General features: G+C 64.5%; 27 protein-coding genes. 12 read left to right on the top strand and 15 right to left on the bottom strand.

What is annotated here, in order from left to right:
- Nucleotides 1-121 precede the first annotated feature (121 nt).
- Together NATTI_RS0106540 and NATTI_RS0106535 are read left to right on the top strand one after the other, a co-directional pair.
- The gene (locus NATTI_RS0106540) at nucleotides 122-1,375 is read left to right on the top strand and encodes a tRNA (N(6)-L-threonylcarbamoyladenosine(37)-C(2))-methylthiotransferase (RefSeq protein WP_006088788.1); all 1,254 of its coding nucleotides are present in this window, start codon (nucleotides 122-124) and stop codon (nucleotides 1,373-1,375) included.
- A gap of 170 nt (nucleotides 1,376-1,545) precedes the next feature.
- Complete coding sequence (locus tag NATTI_RS0106535) at nucleotides 1,546-1,764, top strand: hypothetical protein (RefSeq protein WP_006088789.1); 219 nt, start codon at nucleotides 1,546-1,548, stop codon at nucleotides 1,762-1,764.
- Nucleotides 1,765-1,932: 168 nt separating this feature from the next.
- Here the strand turns inward: NATTI_RS0106535 and NATTI_RS0106525 are convergent, their stop codons facing one another.
- Complete coding sequence (locus NATTI_RS0106525) at nucleotides 1,933-2,412, bottom strand: redoxin domain-containing protein (RefSeq protein ID WP_006088790.1); 480 nt, start codon at nucleotides 2,410-2,412, stop codon at nucleotides 1,933-1,935.
- Nucleotides 2,413-2,539: 127 nt separating this feature from the next.
- Here NATTI_RS0106525 and NATTI_RS0106520 point away from each other — a divergent pair, with 127 nt between their 5' ends.
- Nucleotides 2,540-2,776 carry a glutaredoxin family protein gene (locus NATTI_RS0106520; protein ID WP_006088791.1) on the top strand — a complete coding sequence of 79 codons (237 nt, stop codon included), beginning with the start codon at nucleotides 2,540-2,542 and terminating at the stop codon, nucleotides 2,774-2,776.
- 109 nt (nucleotides 2,777-2,885) lie between these two features.
- On the opposite strand, the gene NATTI_RS0106515 is transcribed toward NATTI_RS0106520, so the two are convergent.
- Both NATTI_RS0106515 and NATTI_RS0106510 read right to left on the bottom strand, forming a co-directional pair.
- Nucleotides 2,886-3,290: a cupin domain-containing protein gene (locus tag NATTI_RS0106515; protein WP_006088792.1), complete on the bottom strand. Its 405-nt coding sequence runs from the start codon at nucleotides 3,288-3,290 to the stop codon at nucleotides 2,886-2,888.
- A gap of 91 nt (nucleotides 3,291-3,381) precedes the next feature.
- On the bottom strand, nucleotides 3,382-3,924 hold the full coding sequence (locus NATTI_RS0106510) for an HIT family protein (protein ID WP_006088793.1): 543 nt from the start codon (nucleotides 3,922-3,924) through the stop codon (nucleotides 3,382-3,384).
- A 251-nt stretch (nucleotides 3,925-4,175) separates the two neighbouring features.
- Between NATTI_RS0106510 and NATTI_RS0106505 the strand changes: the two genes are divergently transcribed.
- Nucleotides 4,176-4,376 carry a DUF7835 family putative zinc beta-ribbon protein gene (locus NATTI_RS0106505; RefSeq protein ID WP_006088794.1) on the top strand — a complete coding sequence of 67 codons (201 nt, stop codon included), beginning with the start codon at nucleotides 4,176-4,178 and terminating at the stop codon, nucleotides 4,374-4,376.
- A gap of 159 nt (nucleotides 4,377-4,535) precedes the next feature.
- On the opposite strand, the gene map is transcribed toward NATTI_RS0106505, so the two are convergent.
- From map to NATTI_RS0106490, 3 genes are all read right to left on the bottom strand, one after another.
- Nucleotides 4,536-5,432, bottom strand: coding sequence for a type II methionyl aminopeptidase (gene map, locus NATTI_RS0106500; protein WP_006088795.1), 897 nt, complete (start codon nucleotides 5,430-5,432; stop codon nucleotides 4,536-4,538).
- Nucleotides 5,433-5,499: 67 nt separating this feature from the next.
- Nucleotides 5,500-5,634 carry a hypothetical protein gene (locus NATTI_RS27305; protein WP_006088796.1) on the bottom strand — a complete coding sequence of 45 codons (135 nt, stop codon included), beginning with the start codon at nucleotides 5,632-5,634 and terminating at the stop codon, nucleotides 5,500-5,502.
- Nucleotides 5,635-5,701: 67 nt separating this feature from the next.
- Nucleotides 5,702-6,628 carry an isoaspartyl peptidase/L-asparaginase gene (locus NATTI_RS0106490; RefSeq protein ID WP_006088797.1) on the bottom strand — a complete coding sequence of 309 codons (927 nt, stop codon included), beginning with the start codon at nucleotides 6,626-6,628 and terminating at the stop codon, nucleotides 5,702-5,704.
- Between the two features lie 100 nt (nucleotides 6,629-6,728).
- On the opposite strand from NATTI_RS0106490, the gene NATTI_RS0106485 reads away from it, so the two are divergent.
- From NATTI_RS0106485 to NATTI_RS0106475, 3 genes are all read left to right on the top strand, one after another.
- Nucleotides 6,729-7,010 (top strand): hypothetical protein, encoded by a 282-nt coding sequence (locus NATTI_RS0106485; RefSeq protein ID WP_006088798.1) that lies wholly within the window; start codon nucleotides 6,729-6,731, stop codon nucleotides 7,008-7,010.
- 198 nt (nucleotides 7,011-7,208) lie between these two features.
- Entirely contained in the window at nucleotides 7,209-8,471 is a 1,263-nt protein-coding gene (icd, locus tag NATTI_RS0106480; protein WP_006088799.1) for an isocitrate dehydrogenase (NADP(+)), read from the top strand.
- A gap of 202 nt (nucleotides 8,472-8,673) precedes the next feature.
- A complete protein-coding gene (locus NATTI_RS0106475; protein WP_027119083.1) occupies nucleotides 8,674-9,105 on the top strand; it encodes a GNAT family N-acetyltransferase in 432 nt (143 codons plus the stop codon).
- Between the two features lie 387 nt (nucleotides 9,106-9,492).
- On the opposite strand, the gene NATTI_RS0106470 is transcribed toward NATTI_RS0106475, so the two are convergent.
- The 4 genes from NATTI_RS0106470 to NATTI_RS0106455 form a co-directional block, all read right to left on the bottom strand.
- On the bottom strand, nucleotides 9,493-10,218 hold the full coding sequence (locus NATTI_RS0106470; protein ID WP_006088801.1) for an SDR family NAD(P)-dependent oxidoreductase: 726 nt from the start codon (nucleotides 10,216-10,218) through the stop codon (nucleotides 9,493-9,495).
- Between the two features lie 48 nt (nucleotides 10,219-10,266).
- The gene (locus NATTI_RS0106465; RefSeq protein WP_006088802.1) at nucleotides 10,267-11,643 is read right to left on the bottom strand and encodes an NRAMP family divalent metal transporter; all 1,377 of its coding nucleotides are present in this window, start codon (nucleotides 11,641-11,643) and stop codon (nucleotides 10,267-10,269) included.
- Between the two features lie 112 nt (nucleotides 11,644-11,755).
- Nucleotides 11,756-13,144: a DoxX family membrane protein gene (locus NATTI_RS0106460; protein ID WP_006088803.1), complete on the bottom strand. Its 1,389-nt coding sequence runs from the start codon at nucleotides 13,142-13,144 to the stop codon at nucleotides 11,756-11,758.
- 275 nt (nucleotides 13,145-13,419) lie between these two features.
- Nucleotides 13,420-13,758 (bottom strand): cupin domain-containing protein, encoded by a 339-nt coding sequence (locus NATTI_RS0106455; RefSeq protein WP_006088804.1) that lies wholly within the window; start codon nucleotides 13,756-13,758, stop codon nucleotides 13,420-13,422.
- Between the two features lie 116 nt (nucleotides 13,759-13,874).
- Between NATTI_RS0106455 and NATTI_RS0106450 the strand changes: the two genes are divergently transcribed.
- A complete protein-coding gene (locus NATTI_RS0106450) occupies nucleotides 13,875-14,399 on the top strand; it encodes a DUF5817 domain-containing protein (RefSeq protein ID WP_006088805.1) in 525 nt (174 codons plus the stop codon).
- Between the two features lie 66 nt (nucleotides 14,400-14,465).
- Nucleotides 14,466-14,822: a hypothetical protein gene (locus NATTI_RS0106445; protein WP_006088806.1), complete on the top strand. Its 357-nt coding sequence runs from the start codon at nucleotides 14,466-14,468 to the stop codon at nucleotides 14,820-14,822.
- Between the two features lie 40 nt (nucleotides 14,823-14,862).
- Here NATTI_RS0106445 and hmgA read toward each other — a convergent pair whose 3' ends face one another.
- From hmgA to NATTI_RS0106425, 4 genes are all read right to left on the bottom strand, one after another.
- Nucleotides 14,863-16,113 (bottom strand): hydroxymethylglutaryl-CoA reductase (NADPH), encoded by a 1,251-nt coding sequence (gene hmgA, locus NATTI_RS0106440; protein WP_019991685.1) that lies wholly within the window; start codon nucleotides 16,111-16,113, stop codon nucleotides 14,863-14,865.
- 121 nt (nucleotides 16,114-16,234) lie between these two features.
- Entirely contained in the window at nucleotides 16,235-16,627 is a 393-nt protein-coding gene (locus NATTI_RS0106435; RefSeq protein ID WP_006088808.1) for a hypothetical protein, read from the bottom strand.
- A gap of 76 nt (nucleotides 16,628-16,703) precedes the next feature.
- Nucleotides 16,704-17,096: a hypothetical protein gene (locus tag NATTI_RS0106430; RefSeq protein WP_006088810.1), complete on the bottom strand. Its 393-nt coding sequence runs from the start codon at nucleotides 17,094-17,096 to the stop codon at nucleotides 16,704-16,706.
- A gap of 237 nt (nucleotides 17,097-17,333) precedes the next feature.
- The gene (locus tag NATTI_RS0106425; protein WP_006088812.1) at nucleotides 17,334-18,569 is read right to left on the bottom strand and encodes an RNA-guided endonuclease TnpB family protein; all 1,236 of its coding nucleotides are present in this window, start codon (nucleotides 18,567-18,569) and stop codon (nucleotides 17,334-17,336) included.
- Nucleotides 18,570-18,627: 58 nt separating this feature from the next.
- Between NATTI_RS0106425 and NATTI_RS27300 the strand changes: the two genes are divergently transcribed.
- From NATTI_RS27300 to NATTI_RS26430, 3 genes are all read left to right on the top strand, one after another.
- A complete protein-coding gene (locus NATTI_RS27300; protein ID WP_006088820.1) occupies nucleotides 18,628-18,762 on the top strand; it encodes a hypothetical protein in 135 nt (44 codons plus the stop codon).
- 70 nt (nucleotides 18,763-18,832) lie between these two features.
- The gene (locus NATTI_RS0106415) at nucleotides 18,833-20,401 is read left to right on the top strand and encodes an amidohydrolase (RefSeq protein ID WP_006088822.1); all 1,569 of its coding nucleotides are present in this window, start codon (nucleotides 18,833-18,835) and stop codon (nucleotides 20,399-20,401) included.
- Between the two features lie 241 nt (nucleotides 20,402-20,642).
- On the top strand, nucleotides 20,643-20,801 hold the full coding sequence (locus tag NATTI_RS26430) for a DUF2267 domain-containing protein (RefSeq protein ID WP_006088824.1): 159 nt from the start codon (nucleotides 20,643-20,645) through the stop codon (nucleotides 20,799-20,801).
- 37 nt (nucleotides 20,802-20,838) lie between these two features.
- On the opposite strand, the gene gfo6 is transcribed toward NATTI_RS26430, so the two are convergent.
- Complete coding sequence (gene gfo6 / locus NATTI_RS0106405) at nucleotides 20,839-21,909, bottom strand: D-xylose 1-dehydrogenase Gfo6 (RefSeq protein ID WP_006088825.1); 1,071 nt, start codon at nucleotides 21,907-21,909, stop codon at nucleotides 20,839-20,841.
- Between the last annotated feature and the right edge of the window lie 85 nt (nucleotides 21,910-21,994).

Genomic DNA, 21,994 nt, shown 5'->3' with positions numbered 1-21,994 from the left:
GTGGCGATCGCACTCTCGTGTCGCCGAGGAGGCCTCGAGGGAGGATTCGGTCGCCAGTCGGTGGACTGCCCCGATCCGTCGGGCTTTTGGCCGTTCGGATCGGACGAGCGTATAGCAACGAATGGCCCGGTACCACATCGAGACGTACGGCTGTACGTCCAATCGCGGGGAGAGCCGTGAAATCGAGCGACGGCTCCGCGATGCGGGCCACTACCGAGTCGAGGGGGTCGACGAGGCCGACGTCGCCATCCTGAACACCTGCACTGTCGTCGAGAAGACCGAGCGGAACATGCTCCGCCGAGCGGAGGAGTTGGCCGACGAAACTGCGGATCTGTTCATCACGGGCTGTATGGCCCTCGCCCAGGGCGAGGAGTTTTCGAAGGCCGACGTCGACGGGCAGGTGCTCCACTGGGACGAAGTGCCAGAGGCCGTCACGAACGGCGAGTGTCCGACGACGACGCCCGACGCCGAGCCGATTCTGGACGGTGTCGTCGGCATCCTCCCCATCGCGCGGGGCTGTATGTCCGACTGCTCGTACTGCATCACCAAGCACGCGACGGGGAAAATCGAGTCCCCACCCATCGAGGAGAACGTCGAGAAGGCCCGCGCGCTGATCCACGCCGGTGCGAAGGAGATCCGAATCACGGGTCAGGACACCGGCGTCTACGGCTGGGACGAGGGCGAACGCAAACTGCACCGCCTGCTCGAGCAGATCTGCGAACTCGAGGGCGAGTTCCGCGTTCGCGTGGGGATGGCCAACCCGAAGGGCGTCCACGGCATCCGCGAGGAGCTGGCCGACGTCTTCGCCGAGTACGACGAACTCTACGATTTCCTCCACGCGCCGGTGCAGTCCGGCAGCGACGACGTGCTCGGGGACATGCGCCGCCAGCACCAGGTCGAGGAGTATCTCGAAATCATCGATGCCTTCGACGAGGCCCTCGACTACTGGACGCTCTCGACGGACTTCATCGTCGGCTTCCCGACGGAGACGGACCACGACCACGCCCAGTCGATGGCCCTGCTGCGCGAGACGCGACCCGAAAAAGTCAACGTCACCCGATTCTCGAAGCGGCCGGGCACCGACGCCGCCGAAATGAAGGGGCTCGGCGGGACGCTCAAGAAGGAGCGTTCGAAGGAGATGAGCGCGGCGAAACGCGACATCGTCGGCGAGGCCTACGCCGACATGGTCGGCGAGACCCGCGAAGACGTGCTGGTCGTCGAGGAGGGCACCGCCGACTCGCTGAAGTGTCGGGACTCGGCCTACCGGCAGATAATCGTACAAAACGCGACCGAGCACGGCCTCGAGCCCGGCGATTTCGTCGACCTCGAGGTGACGGCTCACGAGACGATGTACGCGTTCGGTGAACCGGTCTGAGGGGCAGCGTCTAACAAAGCCAGTTCGAGAAGCGAGCAGGTCCGTGATGGCTAATCCGGTACTGTCAGCGGGTCCACCGAGTAGACGGTCGACGACACGAGTGCGGTAGTTCGTTTATTCAACCCATAAAAACGTTTAATCGTACTCGAGCCATTCACCGATACAAACAGATGACGCAGGACACACTGTATCAGACGGTCACCGCGTGGCTCCTCGCAGCGATCGGGTTTTACCTGTACGCGATCGGGCATGGGACGAACTCCTTTGGTGGTCGAACTGGAGCTGTCGCACCGAGTGTGCTCGAACCGATGTCGCACCTGCTGTTGATCGCCACCGTGCTCGTGTTAGTTGGAGTTCCCGCGTACGCAGTGTTTCACCATCGACGGTAGCGTGTTCATCTCACGACGTCGCACCGCTCATCACCACCGATCGAGCACGCGATTCGAACCGTCGAATCGGACGAGTCGCCCTGGTAGCGGCCCCCCGAGAGGAAGCGCCGACGGAGTCGACCTCGAGGTGACGGCCCACGAGACGACGGACGCCTTCGATGATCCAGTCTAGAGCGCGTCGACGGCGTCTTCGATCTCCTCGCGCGGCAGCGGCGAGATCCAGTCGTCCGCGACGAACGCGTACTGGACCTCCCTGTCGGCGTTGAGGACGAACGCGGACCGCCACGGCGTCGAGACGTTGGCCATGTGGTCGCGGTCGGCGAGCAGGTCGAGCGACTCGCTCACCGCGCCGTCGACGTCCGCGAAGAAGCGGAACGCGGGCTCGTCCAGCCAGCGCAGGAACTCGTTTTGCGCGTAGGGTCCGTCGCGACTGACGCCTAACACCGAGACGTCCTCGAACTCGCCCCAGCCGGAGCGGACGAACTGCTTCCACCAGTTCTGTGCGATCGCGCTGAACGCGAAGCCGGTACAGATCAGAACGCCGCCCCGCTCTCCGAGCGCCGTCTCGAGCGCCGTCGAGCGGAACGTCTCGCCGTCACACAGTAGTGCCTCGAAGTCGGAAATGATATCGCCCTCGATCGGTGGCATACCCCGTCTCCCCCGCGAAGCGACAAAAAGCTCCGTTCCCCGGCAGAACCCCAGCAATGTGCGTTGGCACGTACGCCGACGCGCGCCGGCACCCACGCTTTTGTCGACCCCAGCCGAAGGGACGGCTATGGTAACCCTGTATCAGCTCGAGGGCTGTCCGTACTGCGAACTCATCGCCGACCGCCTCGACGAACTCGAGGTCGACTACGAGAGCGTCTGGACGGAAGGGCTGCATTCGAAGCGCGACGAGGTCAAACGGATTTCGGGTCAGCGGCAGGTCCCGGTGATCGTCGACGACGAGCGCGGCGTCACGATGCCGGAATCCGAACGGATTCTCGACTATCTCGAGGCGAACTACGCCTGACCTCGAGGCGAACTACGCCTGACCTCGAGGCGAACTACGCCTGACCTCGAGGCGAACTACGCCTGACCTCGAGGCGAACTACGCTGTCTTCCGTCACCGTTGGAACCTGCTACTCGTCCTCGAGACCGTGCGGGTCGAGACCGGGATCCTCGACGGCGGGTGCCCCGATCGCGAGGACGACGCCCTGTTCGTCGCCGACGTTGCGATGGCCGTGGCCGATTTCCGGGCGCGCCATCCAGAACGTCCCCGGCCCGGCGTCGACGTACTCTTCCTCGCCGGAACGGCCGAGTTTCACCGAGAACTCGCCCTCGAGGACGTAGTAGAGCTCCTCCTGTTCGGCGTGGGCGTGGTACTGGATCTCCTCGCCGGGCTCGAAGTACCAGAGCTTGAGCTGGACGTGCTCGGTGGGGAGCACCTCGTCTAACGCGCGGATCTGGAGGTCCGGCGGCACCTCGTCGATCTCCGAGAGATCCGTCTTCGGTACATCGTCGGTGTGGACGACCTCGTACTCCATGTGGTTCGATATCACGAGACAGCCCCGCAAAAACGTATGGTCGACCGGGCTATCGTGCCGGTAGTTCGCCGCCGTCGAGCGTTCGCGCTCGTCAGTCGAACCTGATCGCTTCGTCCTCGTCGTCCGGTACGACGGCCCCTTCCTGTTCGGCGAACGCCTCGTACACGTGGCTGTACGTCTCCTCGAGCGCCTCGACGATCACCGACGTGTCGCTTATGACGGGCATGAAGTTGGTGTCACCCTCCCAGCGCGGGACGACGTGCGTGTGCAGGTGGTCGTCGATGGAGCCGCCGGCCCCGTCACCCAGGTTCAAGCCGGCGTTGAAGCCGTTTGGCTCGAGGGCGGTCTCGAGCGCGTCGAACGTTCGCTGTTTCAAGCGGGCGTGATCGAGCAGTTGCTCGTCGGTCAGCTCCCGGTAGTCGCCGGTGTGGACGCGGGGGATCACCATGGCGTGGCCCGGGTTGTACGGGTAGTTGTTCAGCATGACGAAGGTGTGCTCGCTCCGTGCGAGCACCAGATTCTCGCGATCCGCGCTTCGCTCCGGCAGCTCACAGAAGACGCAGTCGTCGATATCGGGGTTCTTGTCCTCGCGTCTGATCCAGTCGATCCGCCACGGTGCGAACACCTGCTCCATACCGGTCACCACTCGAGACGGCCCTAAAGCGTTTCACTCCCGTCTCCGGTCTGTGCCCCGTCGTAAACGGTCCTTGTACTGCTCCAATCAGCGACTGTAGCTCGAGGACGACTCTCAGGGAACCGTGAATGAACGGTAATAAACGCTCTCGTGGCCGGAGAAACCATCTAGCGAGGTTTCGTCCAGTTGTTCGACTCAGCGCTCGAAATGAAACAGGGATTTAAGACCATACTACCGAAAGGCATCCGCTAATGGCAACGACTGACGACTCTGTCAACGGGATGACCGAGCACTGCGACGACTGCGATCTGGACACGCTTCACGAGGTGTCCGTCCAAATTCGGACCGAGAGCCTCAAGAAAGAGAACGCCCAGTTCTCCCGCGAACCCTACCGCGTGGCCGAGTGCCAGCGCTGTGGGAACCGGACGAGCCAGCGGATGAACAACGCCTGAACGCACGATACGATTCGCATACAGCGACGCCCGGAACGGATCTCTCGATACCGCACTCTCGCTCTCCCGACGCCCAGCGCCGTCCACGTGTAACGGTGCGCTCTCTTTCGAGATTGACTTCATCCACGCTGCTCGAGAAATACCGGTCTTCGCGCCCGTCTACGCCGTCGTCACTTCACAGCCGTCTTCGGTGATGATGATCGTGTGCTCTTTCTGGCTGACGAGGAAGCCGTCGTCCTCCTTGAGCACCGGGTAGCCGTGGACGATGTTGTTGCGCTTGAGCCGACGCAGCGCCATCTCGGCGCGGTCGGTCTCGAGCCACCGGGTTGCAAAGGGCAGCGTGCGGAACTCCTCGGTGATCTGCTCGAGTGCGTCGCGAGCCTGTCGGTTTCTGACCGATCCCTCGCGCTCGAGCGAGAAAATCTCCTCGCTGGCGCCTTCGGTGACCTTGCCGCCGCCGTCGGTCGCGAACGGTTCGATCGCAACGACGTCGCCGACCTCGAGCGTCGTCCCCTGCGAGACGGCGCGGTTCGGGATGTTGGGGCTGGTGTGTTGTTCCCAGTGGCCCAGCCCGTGGCCCGTGAGGTTGACGACCGGGTTGTAGCCGTAGCCGGTGATGACGTCCTCGATCTCGGCGCCGATGTCGCCGGTGTCGACGCCGGGTTCGATGATGTCGATCGCGGCCTCGAGGGCCTGCTCGGAGGCCTCGGCCAGTTCGAGGTTGCCCGAGAGGTCGACGGTGATCGCGGTGTCGGCCAGCCAGCCGTCGACGTGGACGCCGATATCGAGGTTGATCATCTCCTCGCCGAACGTCTCCTCGTCGTCGATGGAGGGCGTGGCGTGGGCGGCTTCCTCGTCGATCGAGATATTGACTGGGAACGCCGGTTTCCCGCCCAGTTCGCGGATGCGATCCTCGGCGTACTCCGCGATTTCGAGGTGGCTCGCGCCGACCTCGACGCGTTCGGCTGTCTCTGTGCGGACCTGGGAGAGGATCTCCCCCGCTTCGCGGTGCTTTTCGTACTTCTCGGACTCGAGGTCCACCTCGGATTCGGCCATGCACCGGGGTTGTACCGGTCGACAAAAAGAGGTTCCGTCTCCGGTCGACTCGCTCCGATGGTCCCGCTCAGGCCGGCGGTGTCGTCGAACGGTCGGTATCGACCCAGTCGCACTCGGGACAGGCGTCGACGCCTTGTACGTTCGAGAGCCTCGAGGCGCACTCCGGACAGTGCCGGGCCGCGTGGTATGGGGCTTCGAGCATCGAGTGCGACGAGGATCACGACGATATTAAAAGTACCTCACGTCAATCGTCGAAAACCATATCTCGACTACCGACGGTCCGCTCGAGCCGTCTGCATCGCGTCGCTGTTGTACGCCGAGCCGAGGGTTCCGTCGGAATCGATCGCGATGACGCCGGCCTTCGAGCCGGTGAGTTCGCCGAACTCCTCGATCGCGAGCGAGGTCGCCTCGTCGGCGTCACAGCCGCGCTCGACGTGGCGGGCGACCCGTCTCGAGAGCGTCACGCGGGCGATGTCTTCGCCGGCACCGGTCGCGCTGACCGCCGCGGCGGGTGAACAGTAAAAGCCCGAGCCGACCTGCGGGACGTCCCCGACGCGGCCCGCGAGCGCGAGCCACCGGCCGCCGGTCGAGGTCGCCGCGGCGAGGGAGTTGCCGTCGAACGCGACGGCACCGACCGTATCGTGATCCAGGTCGTTGTCGGGCCGTTCGGGGTCGCTGTTCGGGTTTTCGTCTTCGTCTCGGCCGTCGGGATCGGACCGGCCGTATCGCTCGCGGATCCACTCGAGGTGCGCGCTGGAATCACCCGCCGGGGGCTCGAGGTCGCTCCACTTCTCACGCGTGCGGTCGGACCAGAGATCGACGCCCGTCTCGACGCCGAACGCGTCGGCCAGCGAGACGGCGTGATCCCCGGAAACGAAGCCGTGGGGCGTCTCCTCCATGACGACGCGGGCGACGCGAAGCGCGTGTTCGACGCCCGGCATCGAACAGGCGGCGCCGAGGGATCGGTCGTCGGTCATCAGCCCCGCGTCGGTTCGGATCTCGCCGTCGCTCTGAACCGCACTGCCGACGCCGGCGTTGAATCGCGGATCGGACTCGAGGACCGCTACCGCCGCTTCGACCGCGTCGACGGGGTCCGACTCCGATGCGCCGGCGTCGGCGGCCTGCTCGAGAACGTTCTGTCTGGGTTCGGGCTCCTCGGGATCGCTACCGGTTCCACCGTGGACGAGCACCTGCATACGCTCTCGAGCGAGCGCGGGATAGGAGAGCGTTTCGTGATCGATCGGCGGAACTGAATCCCGTACACTTACCACAGCAGCCTGTGTACCGCTGACGACAATGACGCCAGTCGCGATACTCGCCGCCTTCTGTGCGACGATGGCTGCCATCGCCGTCTGGCGACTGGCGACCGACGACCGCCGGGACCGGGTCGACGTCGGGTCGGCGCTCACCGTCGTCGGAATTACCGTACTGGCCGTCCTGTGGACCGCCCTCGAGGAAGGGTGGTTGACGGCGGCGGGACGGGGAACGCTGGGCGTCGTCGGTGCCTGTCTCGTCGGCGCTGGTATCGTAATGATGGTCCGCTACTGGGACGACCCCCCGGAGCCCAACTGCTCGTAGCATCCGATCGTCTCGCCGTCTGAGGCCGGACGGTAACCGACCGTACAGGGCTGACAGTGCGCATCGAGCGACCGAACGGGCTACAGTCCGCGTTCGCGTCGCATCTCCGTCTCGATTCGATTTCACCCCTCCACGTTTCGTCGTCCGTCGATAGAAATGGTAGACCTTTTACCCCCGTCGAAGAACCGTACAGACGAGATGAGCTACGACAAGATCGAGGTCCCGGAAGACGGGGAGAAGATCACGCTGAAGGACGGTACCGAGAACGAACTCGAGGTGCCTGACAACCCGATTATCCCGATTATCTACGGTGACGGTGTCGGCAGTGACGTCGGTCCTGCCGCACAGAAGGTGCTCGAAGCCGCCGCGGAGGCGACCGGCCGCGACATCAACTGGATGCGCGTCTACGCTGGCGAGTCCGCCCGCGAGAAGTACGACGAGAACCTTCCCGACGAGACCGTCGAGGCCATCAAGGAACACCGCGTCGCGATCAAGGGTCCGCTGACGACGCCCGTCGGCGCCGGCTTCCGCTCGCTGAACGTCGGCCTGCGAAAGCTGCTCGACCTCTACGCGAACGTCCGACCGACCTACCACATGGAGGGTGTGCCGTCGCCCGTCAAGAATCCTGGCGAGATGGACATGGTCACCTTCCGTGAGAACACGGAAGACGTCTACGCCGGCATCGAGTGGGAGGCCGGCACCGACGAAGTCGAGCAGGTCAAAGAGTTCGTCGAAGCGGACATGGGCTTCGACAACACCATCCACGACGGCCCCGTCGGCATCGGCATCAAGCCGATCACGGAGTTCGGAACGAAGCGACTCGTCCGCGAGGCCATCGACTACGCCCTCGAGAACGACCGCGACTCGGTTACGCTGGTCCACAAGGGGAACATCATGAAGTTCACCGAAGGCCAGTTCCGTGACTGGGGCTACGAGGTCGCCGAAGAGGAGTACGGTGACGAGGTCATCACCGAGGACACCCTCTGGGAGGAGCAAGACGGCGAAGTCGACGACGACACGCTCGTCGTCAACGACCGCATCGCGGACAACATGCTCCAGCAGCTCCTGACCCGGACGGACAACTACGACGTCATCGCCACGATGAACCTGAACGGGGACTACATGTCCGACGCCGCCGGCGCACAGATCGGTGGCCTCGGCATCGCCCCCGGTGGGAACTTCGGTGAGGGACGTATGCTCGCCGAACCCGTCCACGGCTCCGCGCCGAAGTACGAGGGTCAGGACAAGGTCAACCCGACCGCGATGATCCTCTCGGGTCGCATGATGCTCGAATACATGGGCTGGAACGACGCCGCCGACCTCGTCGTCGACGCCGTCGAGGAGACCATCTCCTCCGGCAAGGTCACCTACGACCTCGAACGACAGCTCGAGGACGCCGAAAAGCTCGCGACGAGCGAGTACGCCGAGGAAGTCGTCGCGAACATCGAGAAACTCTCGTAGAGAGTTTCTCGTCCTCTGGCGGTGAAACCGCCAGAACATCGAAAAGCTGTCGTAGACCGCTTTTCGGGCAGTCAGCGTAGCGATCGGCCGTCGAACTCGTATTTCTGCATTTTTTTCGACCCCACTCGAGTTGCGACTCACCCACGAAACGGCTCTCGGCCGTGTCGTAACGCTCTCGTCGCGACGGGCCGAACTCGCTCGCATGACTGACGTACGCGCGGTCGAGTCGGCAGACGAACGCGAGGACGCCTTCGCGGTCCGCCGGACGGTGTTCGTCGAGGAACAGGACGTCGACGAGGAACTCGAGTACGACGAGTACGAGGAGGAGTCGATCCACTTCGTCGCCTACGACGGCGACGAGCCGATCGGAGCCGCCCGACTGCGCGAACCCGAACCGGGGCTCGGGAAGGTCGAACGCGTCGCCGTTCTCGAGTCGCGACGCGGGGAGGGGGTCGGTCTGGCAGTGATGAACGCGCTCGAGGAGCGGGCGCGTGGGGAGGAACTCGAGTCGCTGAAACTGCACTCCCAGACGCACGCCGCCCCGTTCTACGGCCGTCTGGGGTACGAACGCTACGGCGAGGTGTTCGAGGAAGCCGGAATTCCGCACGTGAAGATGCGGAAATCGCTCGAGTGACGAATCGTTGGGATTCGGTTTCTCGGGGCCACATCTCTCGGAGATGTCGTTCTGGAACACGGTGTTCGCGAACTCATGCGACGCGAGTGGGACGCTCTCGAGACGTATCACTATCGTAGCCGCTGAACGTCACTGCACACCTGATCGCACGACGGCTGTCCGATCAGCGTGTACATCGTTTCAGTTGTTACCATAACAGAGAGGGGGTGGTGTCAAATTATACGGCAGATTCTGACGGCTAGGGGTTTCCACGTCCTCCCCAGCCGATTCGCTCGTTCCTTTCAGTCACTCGCTCATCCCTCGCACGCCTTCGAATCACGGTTCCCTGTCGGTCACCGTGATTCAGCGTGCGCCATCCGTAGGGATGTACTGATCTAAACGACGCGATTAACCGAGTCGGCTCTCCCACGCCTCGGCGTCCATCGACTCGCCGGTGACGCCGTCGGGGTCCTGGGCGGCGAGCAGAACGGCTGCATCGTCCATCACGTCCGGATCGAGAATCTGCTCGCGCTCTTCGTCGGGCAGGTGCGCCCAGATGTCGGTGTCGACCCGGCCACCCGGATCCAGGGCATTGGCGTTGACGCCGTGCTCCTCACCCTCGAGCGCCGTCGTTCGGGTAAGTCCCTCGAGTCCCCACTTCGAACTCACGTAGGGGCCGACGCCAGCCATCGCTCGCCGGCCGAGCCCCGATGAGATGTTAATCACGTTCCCTCGTTCCTGGTCGTACATGTGGGGCAGGGCTTCGCGAGTAAAGCGGAAGACGCCGGTGAGATTGATCTCGAGGACGGCCTCCCACTCCTCGTCGGTGACGTTTACGAGACCGCCGTCAGAGTCCATCGGCGCCACGCCCGCGTTGTTGACGAGCGTGTCGATACGGCCGAATTCCTCGAGCGTCCGCTCGATCACGTTTGCAACCGCGTCGCTATCCCGGACGTCTGCGGGCACGACGAGCGACTCGGTCGGGAGATCGGCGGCGACCTCGTTCAATCGGTCCTCGTCGCGTGCGGTGAGGACGACTCGAGCGCCTTCCGCCGAAAAGCGTTCGACCATCGAGCGGCCGAGGCCGCGACTCGCGCCGGTGACGATTACGACTTCGTCTTCGAGTACTGGCATAGCGGATCAATTACCCTCGACCGGCTTGAAGATTGGTTCGAACGGGCGTCACTCGGCACCGAATCGCTCTCGTACGTACCGCCCGACGAGACCGACGATTGCCAGCGCCATTGCGGCCGCGAAGACCACGACGAACGCGGAGGTTGGTTCAGTGATGGTCTCGAGTTCCTCGAGGACGAACTCGCCCGCGAGGACGGTCGCGATGGCGAACAGGACGATCCCGCCGAGGTTCAACAGGTGCGAGTTCGTCTCGGGGACGACGTCGGGGTCGTTCAACAGATAGAGGATCACGGCGAGGACGAAGGGCGTCCCGACGAGCCCGAAGGCGAGCACGAGGACGAGCAGTTCGAAGAAGGCTCCCTCGAGAAACGCGCCGACGGCCGAGACGAGTGCGACCGCAACGATCGCGGCTCGGTAGCGCGAATCCTCGACAGACTGCTCCCAGCCGAGTTTGTCGGCGAGGAGGTACGGCGGAACGATCGTGTTCCCGCCCAGCGTCGAGACGGCCGCCCCGAGGAGGCCGAGGAGGAACAACCACGTCGCGTACTCGCCGGCGACCGGACCGAGGACCTCGGCGGCCTGGATCGCGTCGAGCGTCGCCGGATCGACGCCCGCGTCGGGGAGCACGCTCGCTGCGACGAGGAAGACGGCGAGGCTGAAGATTCCGAAGGCGACGAGCATCGAACTCACCACGTCGAAGGTCGCGATGTCGCGATCGCTCTCGGTCCAGCCGCGGGCGCCCATTGTGTAGCTCTGCATCGTCAGGAGTGTGATGTGGACCGCGCCGCCGAGGACGCCGGCAACGACGACCGCGCCGCCGACGCCCGCCGGCATCTGTGGAACGAGCCCCGTCGCGGCCTCGCTCGGATCGATCGGGACGACGAACACCGACGCGACGAACGCGAGGACGACCAGCGAGACGATCAGCTTCGCGCCGATCTCGGCCACTCGGTAGCCGCCGCCGGCCAGTCCCAGCGCGAGGATGAGCGCCCAGGTGACCCCCCAGAGGCGCGGGTCGGCCAGCGCGGAGATACCGACACCCGCCGTCCCGATGACCGTTGCGCTGACATCCGCCAGCGTCTTCATGATCACGAGTTGGGCGAGTCCCGCGGCGAGGACGGCGTCGACGACGAGCACCCAGGCCCAGAACGAGCCGAGGTGCTCCTCGACGACCGCAACGATCCCGGCCTCGGTGAGCAGCCCCAGCCGCATCGCGAGATACTGGCCGACGGTGCCGAGGATCGCCGAGAGGACCACCACCCACAACAGCGCGTAGCCGAAACTCGCACCAGCGACCAACAGGCTGACCATCGTCGCCGGCCCCGCGGCGATCGCTCCGGCGAGCCACGTCGGCCCCAGTCGCTCGAGATACGCACCAACTCGTCCGACCCCCCACGAATCCGATGCCTTCGATTCGGTTGCCATCGGCTCTCCTTGCAAGCTACGGCATATAACTCCGTGGTATTCCTCGGTGATAACTCTTCGCGTTGATCGGTTACGCTCGAAACGACGCTCCCTGCGGACAGGATCGCCTCGATCAGTCCTCGGCCGTCGCCGAGACCGACTCGAGTCGATCCGACGTCCGCTCCGTGGCCGTACTCGAGACCAGCGCGAGCGCGAGGAGACCGAACGCGAGCATGACGAGGGCGACGGGGCCGGCGACTTCGCCGTAGCCGGCTTCGGGATCGATGCCGAGCAGGGCGGCACTCGAGAGGAGCGCGATCCCACCGGCGGCGGCGGGTAGCGCGACTCGGTCGGGAATCGCCGGTGGCCGTGGCTCACGCCCGGCGATCGAATCCAGGCTCGCGTGTCGGCCGGCGAGCGTGGCGGCGACGATCGCGCTCGCGAAGATAAGCGGGGCGAGACGGACGAGTCCGAGTGCCGTGAGGACGACGAGGTAGCCGACAGCGACGGTGCCAGCGAGTCGCGTCCGGTAGCCCACGAGCAGCGCGATTCCGACGCTCGTCTGGACGACCGCGAAGGCGACGACCCACGCGGTCATCGCGGGGAGGACCGCGAGCTCGAGGAACGCGCTCATCGGCGCGACGTGCGCTTCGGCGATGGCCTCGAACACCTCGGTCTGGGCAGACGCACTCGCCCAGCCGGGAAGCGCGTTCGCCCCGGGCTCGCTCCGGACGACGATCTCTTGGAGGAAGCGGTAGCCGACGAAGACGCGAAGCGCGTCCGCAGCGACCGTCACCGGATTCCCGCCGCGGTAGACGAACGAGAGTCCGCCGGCGACGAGTCCGGCGAAGACGGTCATCTCGAGACTCGTGAGATGGACGCGCGTATCGACCATCTCTGGAATCGAAAGCAGGTAGTAGACCGCGACAATGGCGAACCCGGCGGCGAGTGCCGGATACCACGCGCGGCGGATCGGCAGCGGTGCGTTGACGGCTCGCGTGAGGCGGCCGACGATGTCCGAACGCCGCCAGAGGACGGCGTCGAGCCCGTAGTACCGACCGGCGTTCGCGACGAACGCGAAGGCGATGGGGACGGTGAACAGCGGCGAGGTCCTGATCATTCCGAAGTGAAAGACGGGGATGAAGTACAGGACACCGAGGAGCGCCGCCGGTCGCGTCCAGAGTCCGAAGATCAGACCGACGGCGGTCGCGAGCTGTGCCGCTAACGCGAGCGCCGTCCACAGCTCCGGATAGGGGATCACGACGGTCTCGAGGATCGTCGCGAACCAGCCGAAAGTCCCGTCATCGACGGCCTGTTCGGCGACGGAGAGGACCTCCGCGCCGGCGTCCGAGCCGATCCATCCCGGATTCGGACCCGTGGTGATCCAGCCGAGTTTCCACCAGCCGCCAAGCATCAGTTCGTACAGCAGCAAGAACCCGGCGAAAACGCGTGCGAATGCGATCCACGGTCCCGCTCGTTCGTCGAATGCCGCTTCGTCCGCATCAGCTAACTCGTTTAACATACAATAGAATAAAATTAGCAGAAATTAATAACTCATTTGGTTTATTTATTATGTGGGTTGGTGACACGACAGCTGCACGTCGCCCACATCGTTCGCTGACGGCACAGAGCTGGTGCTCTCGAAGAACCTCGAGACATTCGACCGAGGTCGCCTGTAGACCGCGACAGAAAACCGCGGTCCCCGCGAGCGTCGTCCTCCGGTCTGCTGTAACTGTTTACCGGAGCAATCGCAAGACGGCCGGCTTTTGCTCCGGAAATGACTTACAGTAGGACGTCTCAGTCCTGCCAGCTCGGATTCTCCCGCGGTGGGCTGAAGATATCTATGCCACGCACCGTCTCGTCCCCGCGGTTCTCAGCCGCGTGGGGCTGTTCACCCGGAATCGCATAGGAGTCGCCGGGACCACAGACGACCTCCTCGCCATCGCTGCGGAAGACGAGTTCGCCCTCGTAGATGAACCCCGTCTGTTCGTGGGGATGGCTGTGTTCTTCGACCACCGCGCCGGGTTCGATCTCGAAGTGCTGGACGTTCATCGAGTCGGCGCCGGCCATCAGTGCCAGGTGGACGCCGTCGGCGGCTTCGGACGGCTCGAGGTCATCTAGGGAAACACGTTCCATACGCCTCGAGAGGTGACGACGAACCTAATACGTTCACCTCGCGGCGGAGCGCGTCGACCGACAACGTTCGCTCCGGTTGCCGAACCTTGAACTACGGGGAGGGTCCAGTTCGAGTCATGTACGCCGTCGTCGGCTGTAGCGAGTGTTCGAACCTCTGGATCATCGAGGGGCGCTCGGAGACCACGCAGTGTCCCCGCTGTGGCTCGCGTCGAGGATACGAGAAGCGCAAGAAGTTCGTCGAAACCGAGGACGCCGGGCACGCCCGCGACGTCCGCGCCTCGATGCTCGCCAACCGACAGGGCGAGGGCGAGGCCTTCGCCAAACTGGACTCCTTCGACGCCCTCGAGGGCGATGTCGCCGAAGGCGTTGTCGACGACGCGGAGTACCTCGAGGAGTCCGGTCTGGACGTCGACGAGGTCGAAGCCGCCGGCGATCGCGACCCGCGCCACCCGAGTCGCAGCGGGAGCAAGAAGGAAATCGTCGAACGCGCCCTCAAAACACTGGACCGACCGACCGAAGACGAGGTGATCGAGTACGCCGGCGAGCGCGGCGTGTCGGCCGAGTACGTTCGGGACGCCCTCGAGAAACTGGTCCGGCGCGGCGGGGTGAGCGAGAGCGGCGGCCGATACCGATCGCTGTAGTCAGCCGGTGACAGGGTACCGAGCGGAACGTCAGGACTTTGCACCGCGCGTCCCAACGACGAGCATATGGACGAGACGGTGGACGTGCAGGGGACGGCGATCGGTGTCGGAACGATCGCCGCGCTCGCCTTCTTCGCGTACGGCAGGTACATCGACGAGACGATCCTCGGACTCGATCCGACGATGCTGGCGATCGGCGCATTCGCTGCGACGTTCGCTGCTATCGCTGTTCTCCACGGGGCGTACGGGCGTCGTGATTTCGCCGTCGCTCACGCCGTTGCGGCGATCGGTCTGGTTCTGGTCGCTCCGGCTACGAGCGCTCTTCAGGTGCTCGGCGGCTACCTGTTACTCGTCGTTGGTGGCGCGTACATCGCGCTCGTGACGATTCGGACTCGAAGGGCCGAGCGCGAGGCTGCCGGCTAAGCGACGACTGTTGAACTCCCTGGCCGATGGCCCGGTCCTCTCACCGACCCAGATCTTCGTGTGCACTCGCCAGGTGACGCGAGGCCAGCGCCGCGAGCAGAGAGAGTTCACCGGCTAACGCGCCGACGGCGATGATCTCCGCGAGCGCGTCGGCGTTCGAACCCGCCGGCTCGCCGCCGCCGCGGAGACCGAGAATCTCGAGCGCTTCGGACTGCGTCGGCAGTTTCGTCCCGCCGCCGACGGTGCCGACCTCGAGGGACGCGAGCGAGACGCTGGCGTAGAGGTCGGAGGCACCGTCCTCGCGCTGTCGTGCGTCCATCGTCGTGATCGTATTCGCGGCCTCGACGACCTGCGCCTCGTCCTGGCCGGTCGCGAGGAAGGCCGCGGCGACGACGTTGGCCGCGTGGGCGTTGAAGCCCAGACTGCCGGCCTTGGCGCTGCCGGTGAGGTTCTTGCGGGTGTTAGCCTCGGCGATGGCGTCGGCAGTGGTGTGCAGTCGTTCTTCGACGAGTTCGCCGGGGATCAGGACGTCGGCCGTCACCGACCGGCCCCGGCCCTCGACGGCGTTGATCGCGGCGGGTTTCTTGTCCGAACAGAGGTTGCCCGAGAGCGCGACCAGGGAGGCCGGCGTTTCCGCTTCGACGATCTCGCAGGCCTCGCCGGTCGCGATGGTGGCCATGTTCATCCCCATCGCGTCCTTCGTATCGTACGCGAATCGCAGGTAGACGGAGTCGCCGACGACGTACGGCTCGACGTCGAGCAGTTCGCCATGGCTCGTGGTCGACTCGGCGGCCTCGGCCAGCGCGTCGACATTGTCGTTGACCCACTCGACAGTCTCCGCGGCCTCCGCGACCCCTTTCACCCGGAAGACGGGTGCTCGAGTCATCCCGTTTTTCGTCACGCGAGCGTCGGCGCCGCCGGCGGTTCGGATTACGCCGAGGCCGCGGTTGACCGACGCGAGCAGTGCGCCCTCAGTCGTCGCCAGCGGCAGGTAGTGTTCGCCGGTGGCGGCACCGCCGCCGTTCGAACTGGTCTCCTCGCCGTTGACGTCGACCGGACCTACGATCCCCATCGGAATCTGGGCCGCGCCGATCATATTCTCGATGTTCGGCTCCGCCCGCTCGGCGGGGAACGTGTAGTCGCCGATCGACTCGAGATCGGTGTCCGTTTCCTGCTCGACGTACAGCCGGCGGGCCTCGGCCGCGGTGTCGTGGTCTGCGTACTCCTCGAGTTCGTGAATGCGAAGCTCGCCGTCGCGTACCTGGGTAGCGAGATCCTCGGGGTCTGTCATGCGTTGGCCAAGACAGCGGTCGGTCCTAAGGGTTGCTGATCGTTCCGACTCGACTGCGGGCCATCGGATCGGAGCCGCACGCGATGTCTGGCTCCCGAGAACCAACCGCAGTCCCTCCCCGTCATCGATCGGAACTGTCTCGAGCGCCGTCGGTCGCTGACCCGCGATACCCCAGGACGAACTCGGCGGCGACGAGCACGAGGAACGCACCGCCGGCGATCGCTAAAATCAACTGACTCTGGAGTTCGTCCGTCGACTCCGCGAACATCGCCGCGAACACCATCGTGGCGATTACAGCGAATCGAACCCTGCTCCGTGGGTCGACGTCGGTGTCGGTCCTTGCGAGATAGAGCTGCGGAACGGCTACGGCCAGCCCAGCAAACAGGAGGAACGCGAGAAACGGATTGTCGCCGTACCGAAGGTCTAGCCACTGCTCTGTGGCAGTAATGGCGGCGGCTGCGACGACGAGGAGGAGAAACGACCCCAGAATGACGCGGTTTTCACGAGAGACCATATCGGCGTATTCGATCGAAGACAGTTAGGCGTTCTGTCATTCCCGGCTGATCCGGCCGTCTGGGTTGGACCGCCGGCTACGGCTCAGTCGGCGGCGGTCGAACTTCGTCGACCGTCATCCGGTGCCATCGGAACACTTCGTAGCAGACGAGCGCGAACAGCGAGCAGGCACCGACCGACGCGAGTATCAGATACCACATCCCGGCCGCGTCAGCGGCAAATAAGGTCGCGAAGACGGCCGTCGAAACCGTCACGAACTGGACCCGTTCTCGAGACCACGGCTCCTCAGCCGTCGCGGCGAGGTAGAGTTGCGGGCCGACGACGGCGACGCCGCCGAACACGAGAAACGATAGTACCGGGTGATCGTGCAGCGACGCCCCGAACTGGTGTTCCGCGATGTTCGAGCCCGTGAGGGCGACAACGAACACAAGGAGCGAGCCGAAGACGATCCGGCTATCGCGATCGATCATACGGCCAATCCCACGGGCTCACAGGTCAACCTTGCGCCGAGATGCAGTGGTAGCATCTCCGGAAACCGGTCGACGGATCGTCCCGCCGCGGAAGCCGTTTCGTCGCGACTCGCTACCGGACGCGGCCCGTCGGACCCAACTGTTTTGCCCTTCGCCTGCATGCTTGCTGCTGTGACATCCTCGCCCGCCCTAAAGGGCGGGGCTTCCTACAAGGGAAGCCTCGCGTCGAGGGAGGTTTCAGGACTCGAAGGCCGCAAGCGTCGTCTGTCGGGATTGCCGACTCGGCGTGCGGTGTCCTGCGGCCGTGTCACAACGACTCCCATTCCGTGGCGAGTCATCGCGCTCCGGTTTCCAAGGAACGCTCTCTCCCCACGGATCAACGCGACCAGCGATGTTCGCCGCCGCGTTGATATCTGCTTGGTACTCCGTAATCCAACACTTGCTGTTCGTACACTTGAACTCCGCCTGAGACCCACGAGAACCAATGTGCCCGCAAGCGTGGCACGTTTGACTCGTGTAGCGCGGGTTCACGAATTCGACCGGGATGCCGGCGTCGAGGGCCTTGTCCTCGATGCGGTCGGTGAATCGGGCGAACGTCCACGCGTGCAAGCGTCGGTTCATGTACTTCCCGTAGTCCAAGTTCCCACGGATGTACGACAAGTCTTCGAGCACGATCACTGGGTTATCAAACGACTCGGCGTACTCGACGGCCTCGTGAGACGCCTTTTCGACGATATCCGTCAGGGCGTTCTGGTAGTGGTCGAATCGCTCATCGACGCGCCACTCGGCGGCGTCACGCTCTTGCAGACGCTTCAGCGTCGTGTACATCTCCTTTCGGAGTGCTCGAGCACGACCGCCGTCATAGATGTACGGTTGTGTCGGAGTGTCATTCTGACGGGCACAGCCGGTCAGAAGCTTGGACTCGCCGATATCGAAACCAATTCGAGTCGGGTCGTCTGGGATCTCTGGTTCGGCTACATTGTACTCGACAGTGACGTTCAACACCCAGTTCGTGCGGTGCTGTTGCAGTCGGAACTCACCGACTGTTGCACTCTCGTCGAACAGGTCGAACCAGAGCGATTCCTGTTCGGGATTGATCCGAAGCGGAATCCAGAACGCATTACCACGCCCGGCCTGTGGAACGCGCCAGCAGAACTCGTACGTTCGATCGTCAGAGTGATCGATTCGGAAGCCACGGTTCGTGAATCGAACCGGGTGGTCGTCCTTGATCTCCGACGCGTTGTAGGTATCTCGAAGCTTCGGGACGTAGTTCTTGAGCGCGTCCTTGGCGTAAGACGTGAGCGTGTACGGCGTGACGATATCGTTGACTGCCGTCTGCGTATCCGCGTCACTCTCGAAGGCCTCCGAGAGGGCACGACGGTAGGTCGCCACGGTTCGCTCAAGGCGTTGCTCCTTACCTTTCGTGGGCGGAGCAAGCGTGGCTTCGAGCGTTTTCGTGGCGGTCGTCGTCACAACTACGAGTACGGGAGAGTAATAGTTAAAATTAATGAAAAGCTAACCATGCATATAGATGCCCAACCTAAACATCGAAGTGGATCAAGACGAGTACGACCGGCTGAGCGAAATCAAAGACGCACATGGCCTCACCTGGAAAGGGGTCTTACTCCAAGGCGCGAAGTCGTTGGACACCGAGGGGCCGCTCTAGGGCGAGTCGAGACACGAACGAACGCGATTCCTCCCCGTGCTAAAGCACGCGGTTTCCTCGCTACCGCAAGATGACAGCGGCTGCCGACCTCATCGTCACCAACGCGGAGGTTCACACTCTTACCGACCCCGACACCGTCCACGAGGCCGTCGCCGTCCGCGACGGTGATATCGTCCGTCTCGGCGACGCCGACGAACTGGCGTTTCTCGAGGGCGTCGAGACCGACGTGCTCGACTGCGAGGGCCGGGTCGTTCTCCCCGGCTTTATCGACGCCCACACGCACATGGAGCAATTGGGCCAGCATCTGGTCCACGCGGATCTCTCGAGCGCCGACAGCGCCGAATCGTGCGTCGATCTCCTGAGACGACAGGCCGAGGCGGACCCCGGCCGCGAGCACGTCCTCGGCTTCGGCTACGACGAAAGTTCGTGGGACGGCTCGCGGACGAAGCCGCTCACGCGCGAGGAACTCGATCGAGTCAGCGAGGAGCGCCCCGTCGTCGCGCTGCGCGTCGATCTCCACACGGTATCGCTGAATACGGCCGCGCTCGAGGCGTTCGCGGACGACCTGCCCGACGACGATCTCCGGTATGCAGACGGAGAGCCGACGGGCGTCGCCGTCGAAGACGCGGCCGAAGCCGTCAGGTCGGCGTTGACGGCGGGCCGCGAGGAGATGCGCGAGGTGCTCACCGCGGCGATGGAACGCGCGGTCGAACTCGGCGTTACCGGCGTCCACGACAAAGTTCGCGGCTCGAGGGCCCCGCAGGTCTACCGCGAACTGGCGGCCGACGACGCACTTCCGCTACGAGTCCGGATCGACTACTGGAGCGACCATCTCGAGTCGCTCGTCGACGTCGGACTCCCGACGAACGCCGGCAGCGACCGGGTGCGGACGGGCGCGATCAAGTCCTTCTCTGATGGAAGCTTCGGGAGCCGAACGGCGCGGGTCCGGGAGCCGTACGCGGACGCCGAGACGGCCGAAGAGGCGTCCGAAGACGCGCGCGGGCAGTGGGTCGTCGACCCCGACGAACTCGCATCTGTAACCGAGCGAGCCAGCGACGAAGCGTTTCAGATCTGCGTTCACGCGATCGGCGACGAAGCGATCGAGGAGACGCTGTCGCTCCTCGAGGAGACACCCAACGCGGCCACCGCACGCCACCGGATCGAACACGCGGAACTGGTGACGGACGACCACCTCGAGCGGATGGCCGAGGCCGGAATCGTGGCCTCGATGCAGCCGAACTTCCACCGCTGGGCCGACGAGGGCGGCCTCTACGATCAGCGACTCGGCCGGGAGCGTCGAAACCGAACGAATCGGCTTCGGCGGGTGCTCGAGGCGGACGTCCCCCTCGCCTTCGGCTCCGACTGCATGCCCCTCGATCCACTACTCGGGATCCAGTACGCGGTGAACGCGGGCACCGAGGCCCAGCGGCTGTCGGTCACCGAGGCGCTTCGTGCGTACACCCGAGGCGCGGCCTACGCCGGGTTCGACGAGGACCGACTCGGGACGCTCGAGGTCGGCAAGCGGGCGGATCTGGTGGTGCTCGAGGCGTCCCCGTGGGATCACTCCGAACGGATCGACGAGATCGACGTGGCGACGACGGTGGTCGACGGCGAGATCGTTTTTGACGGGCACGAGTAGCGGTGAGCCGTTTCGACTCGAGCAGTCTCCCACGCCCCTGCAAATCCCGGTACGACGTTTTTCGACCGACCGCTCGAGAGGGGGAGTGAGGGACCAGCCTCGGATTCCAGATGAGCGAGACTGACAAGACGAGCTACACGGACTTCGTCGGCGAGGTACAGCACCGTATCGAGGCCGGCACGCAGACCTCGACCTCGAGACGAACTACGGCCGCCCGTCGGACGTCGACGAGTCCGACGCGGTGTTCCGCATCAAGGCGGTCGTCGCGCTGTTGAACGAGACCGTTCCCGGCGACGGAATCGCGAACGTCGAACAGCAGTTCCCCGACGAATTCGATGAACTGTTCGAATTCGTCGACACCGAGGGAAAGCCGTGGGAGCAGCCGGAGCAGTCAGAGTGACCGGAGACGAATCACTGTTTTTTCGAGACTCACATTCTCACTCGAGTTCCACCCGACATCCCGTCTCTGCCGATTCGTAGGCGGCCTCGACCGTTCGCAGATCGGCAAGTCCGTCCGCACCGTCGGGTTCGGGTGCGGTATCTGTCAGTACGCAGTAGCCAAAGTAGTCGAACTCCTCGCAGACCTCGTCCACTGGCGGTCCCGTATACTCCATGCGCACGTCGCCGCTCTCGACGACCATCTCCTGTGGGACGACGCCGCCGAACGGCGATTCGATGTGGATTTTTCCCTCGGTGCCGACCAGCTCGAGCCGGCTGCTGGCGTGGGCGTCGAAACTCGCCGTACAGGAAGCCGTCGTGCCGGTATCGAACTCGAGTTGGAAGGCGACGTGTTCGTCGACGGCATCGAACGGCTCGCCGCTCGAGTGCGTCGTCGCGTACACGCCCTCGGGATCGCACTCGAGGACGAACCGAGTGGTGTTGAGGGGGTAAATACCGAGGTCGACCAGCGCGCCGCCGCCCGCGAGGTCGGGATCGAGCCGCCAGGTGTCGGGACCCGCGTGCGCTACAAGCGGGTGCGAGAAGCCGCCGTGGACCTGCACAACGTCGCCGACGACGCCGTCGTCGACGAGTTCCCGCATGCGACGGACCGTCGGCTCGGTCTGGAGGCGATACGCAGTCATCAGCGTTACGCCGGCGTCGGCACAGGCGTCGACGACCTCTCGAGCGCGCTCGAGGCTCGTCTCGAGGGGTTTCTCACAGATGACGTGTTTCCCGTGGTCCGCGGCCACGGTAGCGTACCTGCCGTGGGTTGCGTTCGGCGTCGCGACGTAGACAGCGTCGTACGTCTCCGCGTGGTCGCCGGCCAGAAACGCGTCGTAGTCGACGACGTGCGGGACGTCGAACGACTCTGCGACGGTCCGCGTTCGGTCGGGCGAGCCGGTGACGAGCATCGTCGTCTCGCAGTAGCTCCCGTCAGCGATGCCAGGGAGTGCGCGATTCCGCGCGAAATCGCCGACGCCGATCACGGCGAGGCGAACCGTTCCGTCGGGTGACTCCTGATCCCAGTCTCTCCGTGTGAAGTTCGCGAAGGCGTCCTCGAGTGCCATACGTACTCTATGGGCCCGAGAGAAAAGTCATCGGCGGCGGCTCGACTGGAGCTGTCTCCGCGATCCTGTTCGCAACGTTGAAAAA

This window comes from Natronorubrum tibetense GA33, assembly GCF_000383975.1.
Classification (GTDB): Archaea; Halobacteriota; Halobacteria; order Halobacteriales; family Natrialbaceae; genus Natronorubrum; species Natronorubrum tibetense.
This window is presented reverse-complemented; position numbering and strand designations above follow the sequence as displayed.

Bases quoted from the DNA above. Each gene is read 5' to 3' on its own strand.
- NATTI_RS0106540 (WP_006088788.1), top strand. From the start codon at position 122: ATGGCCCGGTACCACATCGAGACGTACGGCTGTACGTCCAATCGCGGG.
- NATTI_RS0106535 (WP_006088789.1), top strand. From the start codon at position 1,546: ATGACGCAGGACACACTGTATCAGACGGTCACCGCGTGGCTCCTCGCA.
- NATTI_RS0106525 (WP_006088790.1), bottom strand. From the start codon at position 2,412: ATGCCACCGATCGAGGGCGATATCATTTCCGACTTCGAGGCACTACTG.
- NATTI_RS0106520 (WP_006088791.1), top strand. From the start codon at position 2,540: ATGGTAACCCTGTATCAGCTCGAGGGCTGTCCGTACTGCGAACTCATC.
- NATTI_RS0106515 (WP_006088792.1), bottom strand. From the start codon at position 3,290: ATGGAGTACGAGGTCGTCCACACCGACGATGTACCGAAGACGGATCTC.
- NATTI_RS0106510 (WP_006088793.1), bottom strand. From the start codon at position 3,924: ATGGAGCAGGTGTTCGCACCGTGGCGGATCGACTGGATCAGACGCGAG.
- NATTI_RS0106505 (WP_006088794.1), top strand. From the start codon at position 4,176: ATGGCAACGACTGACGACTCTGTCAACGGGATGACCGAGCACTGCGAC.
- map (WP_006088795.1), bottom strand. From the start codon at position 5,432: ATGGCCGAATCCGAGGTGGACCTCGAGTCCGAGAAGTACGAAAAGCAC.
- NATTI_RS27305 (WP_006088796.1), bottom strand. From the start codon at position 5,634: ATGCTCGAAGCCCCATACCACGCGGCCCGGCACTGTCCGGAGTGCGCC.
- NATTI_RS0106490 (WP_006088797.1), bottom strand. From the start codon at position 6,628: ATGCAGGTGCTCGTCCACGGTGGAACCGGTAGCGATCCCGAGGAGCCC.
- NATTI_RS0106485 (WP_006088798.1), top strand. From the start codon at position 6,729: ATGACGCCAGTCGCGATACTCGCCGCCTTCTGTGCGACGATGGCTGCC.
- icd (WP_006088799.1), top strand. From the start codon at position 7,209: ATGAGCTACGACAAGATCGAGGTCCCGGAAGACGGGGAGAAGATCACG.
- NATTI_RS0106475 (WP_027119083.1), top strand. From the start codon at position 8,674: ATGACTGACGTACGCGCGGTCGAGTCGGCAGACGAACGCGAGGACGCC.
- NATTI_RS0106470 (WP_006088801.1), bottom strand. From the start codon at position 10,218: ATGCCAGTACTCGAAGACGAAGTCGTAATCGTCACCGGCGCGAGTCGC.
- NATTI_RS0106465 (WP_006088802.1), bottom strand. From the start codon at position 11,643: ATGGCAACCGAATCGAAGGCATCGGATTCGTGGGGGGTCGGACGAGTT.
- NATTI_RS0106460 (WP_006088803.1), bottom strand. From the start codon at position 13,144: ATGTTAAACGAGTTAGCTGATGCGGACGAAGCGGCATTCGACGAACGA.
- NATTI_RS0106455 (WP_006088804.1), bottom strand. From the start codon at position 13,758: ATGGAACGTGTTTCCCTAGATGACCTCGAGCCGTCCGAAGCCGCCGAC.
- NATTI_RS0106450 (WP_006088805.1), top strand. From the start codon at position 13,875: ATGTACGCCGTCGTCGGCTGTAGCGAGTGTTCGAACCTCTGGATCATC.
- NATTI_RS0106445 (WP_006088806.1), top strand. From the start codon at position 14,466: ATGGACGAGACGGTGGACGTGCAGGGGACGGCGATCGGTGTCGGAACG.
- hmgA (WP_019991685.1), bottom strand. From the start codon at position 16,113: ATGACAGACCCCGAGGATCTCGCTACCCAGGTACGCGACGGCGAGCTT.
- NATTI_RS0106435 (WP_006088808.1), bottom strand. From the start codon at position 16,627: ATGGTCTCTCGTGAAAACCGCGTCATTCTGGGGTCGTTTCTCCTCCTC.
- NATTI_RS0106430 (WP_006088810.1), bottom strand. From the start codon at position 17,096: ATGATCGATCGCGATAGCCGGATCGTCTTCGGCTCGCTCCTTGTGTTC.
- NATTI_RS27300 (WP_006088820.1), top strand. From the start codon at position 18,628: ATGCCCAACCTAAACATCGAAGTGGATCAAGACGAGTACGACCGGCTG.
- NATTI_RS0106415 (WP_006088822.1), top strand. From the start codon at position 18,833: ATGACAGCGGCTGCCGACCTCATCGTCACCAACGCGGAGGTTCACACT.
- gfo6 (WP_006088825.1), bottom strand. From the start codon at position 21,909: ATGGCACTCGAGGACGCCTTCGCGAACTTCACACGGAGAGACTGGGAT.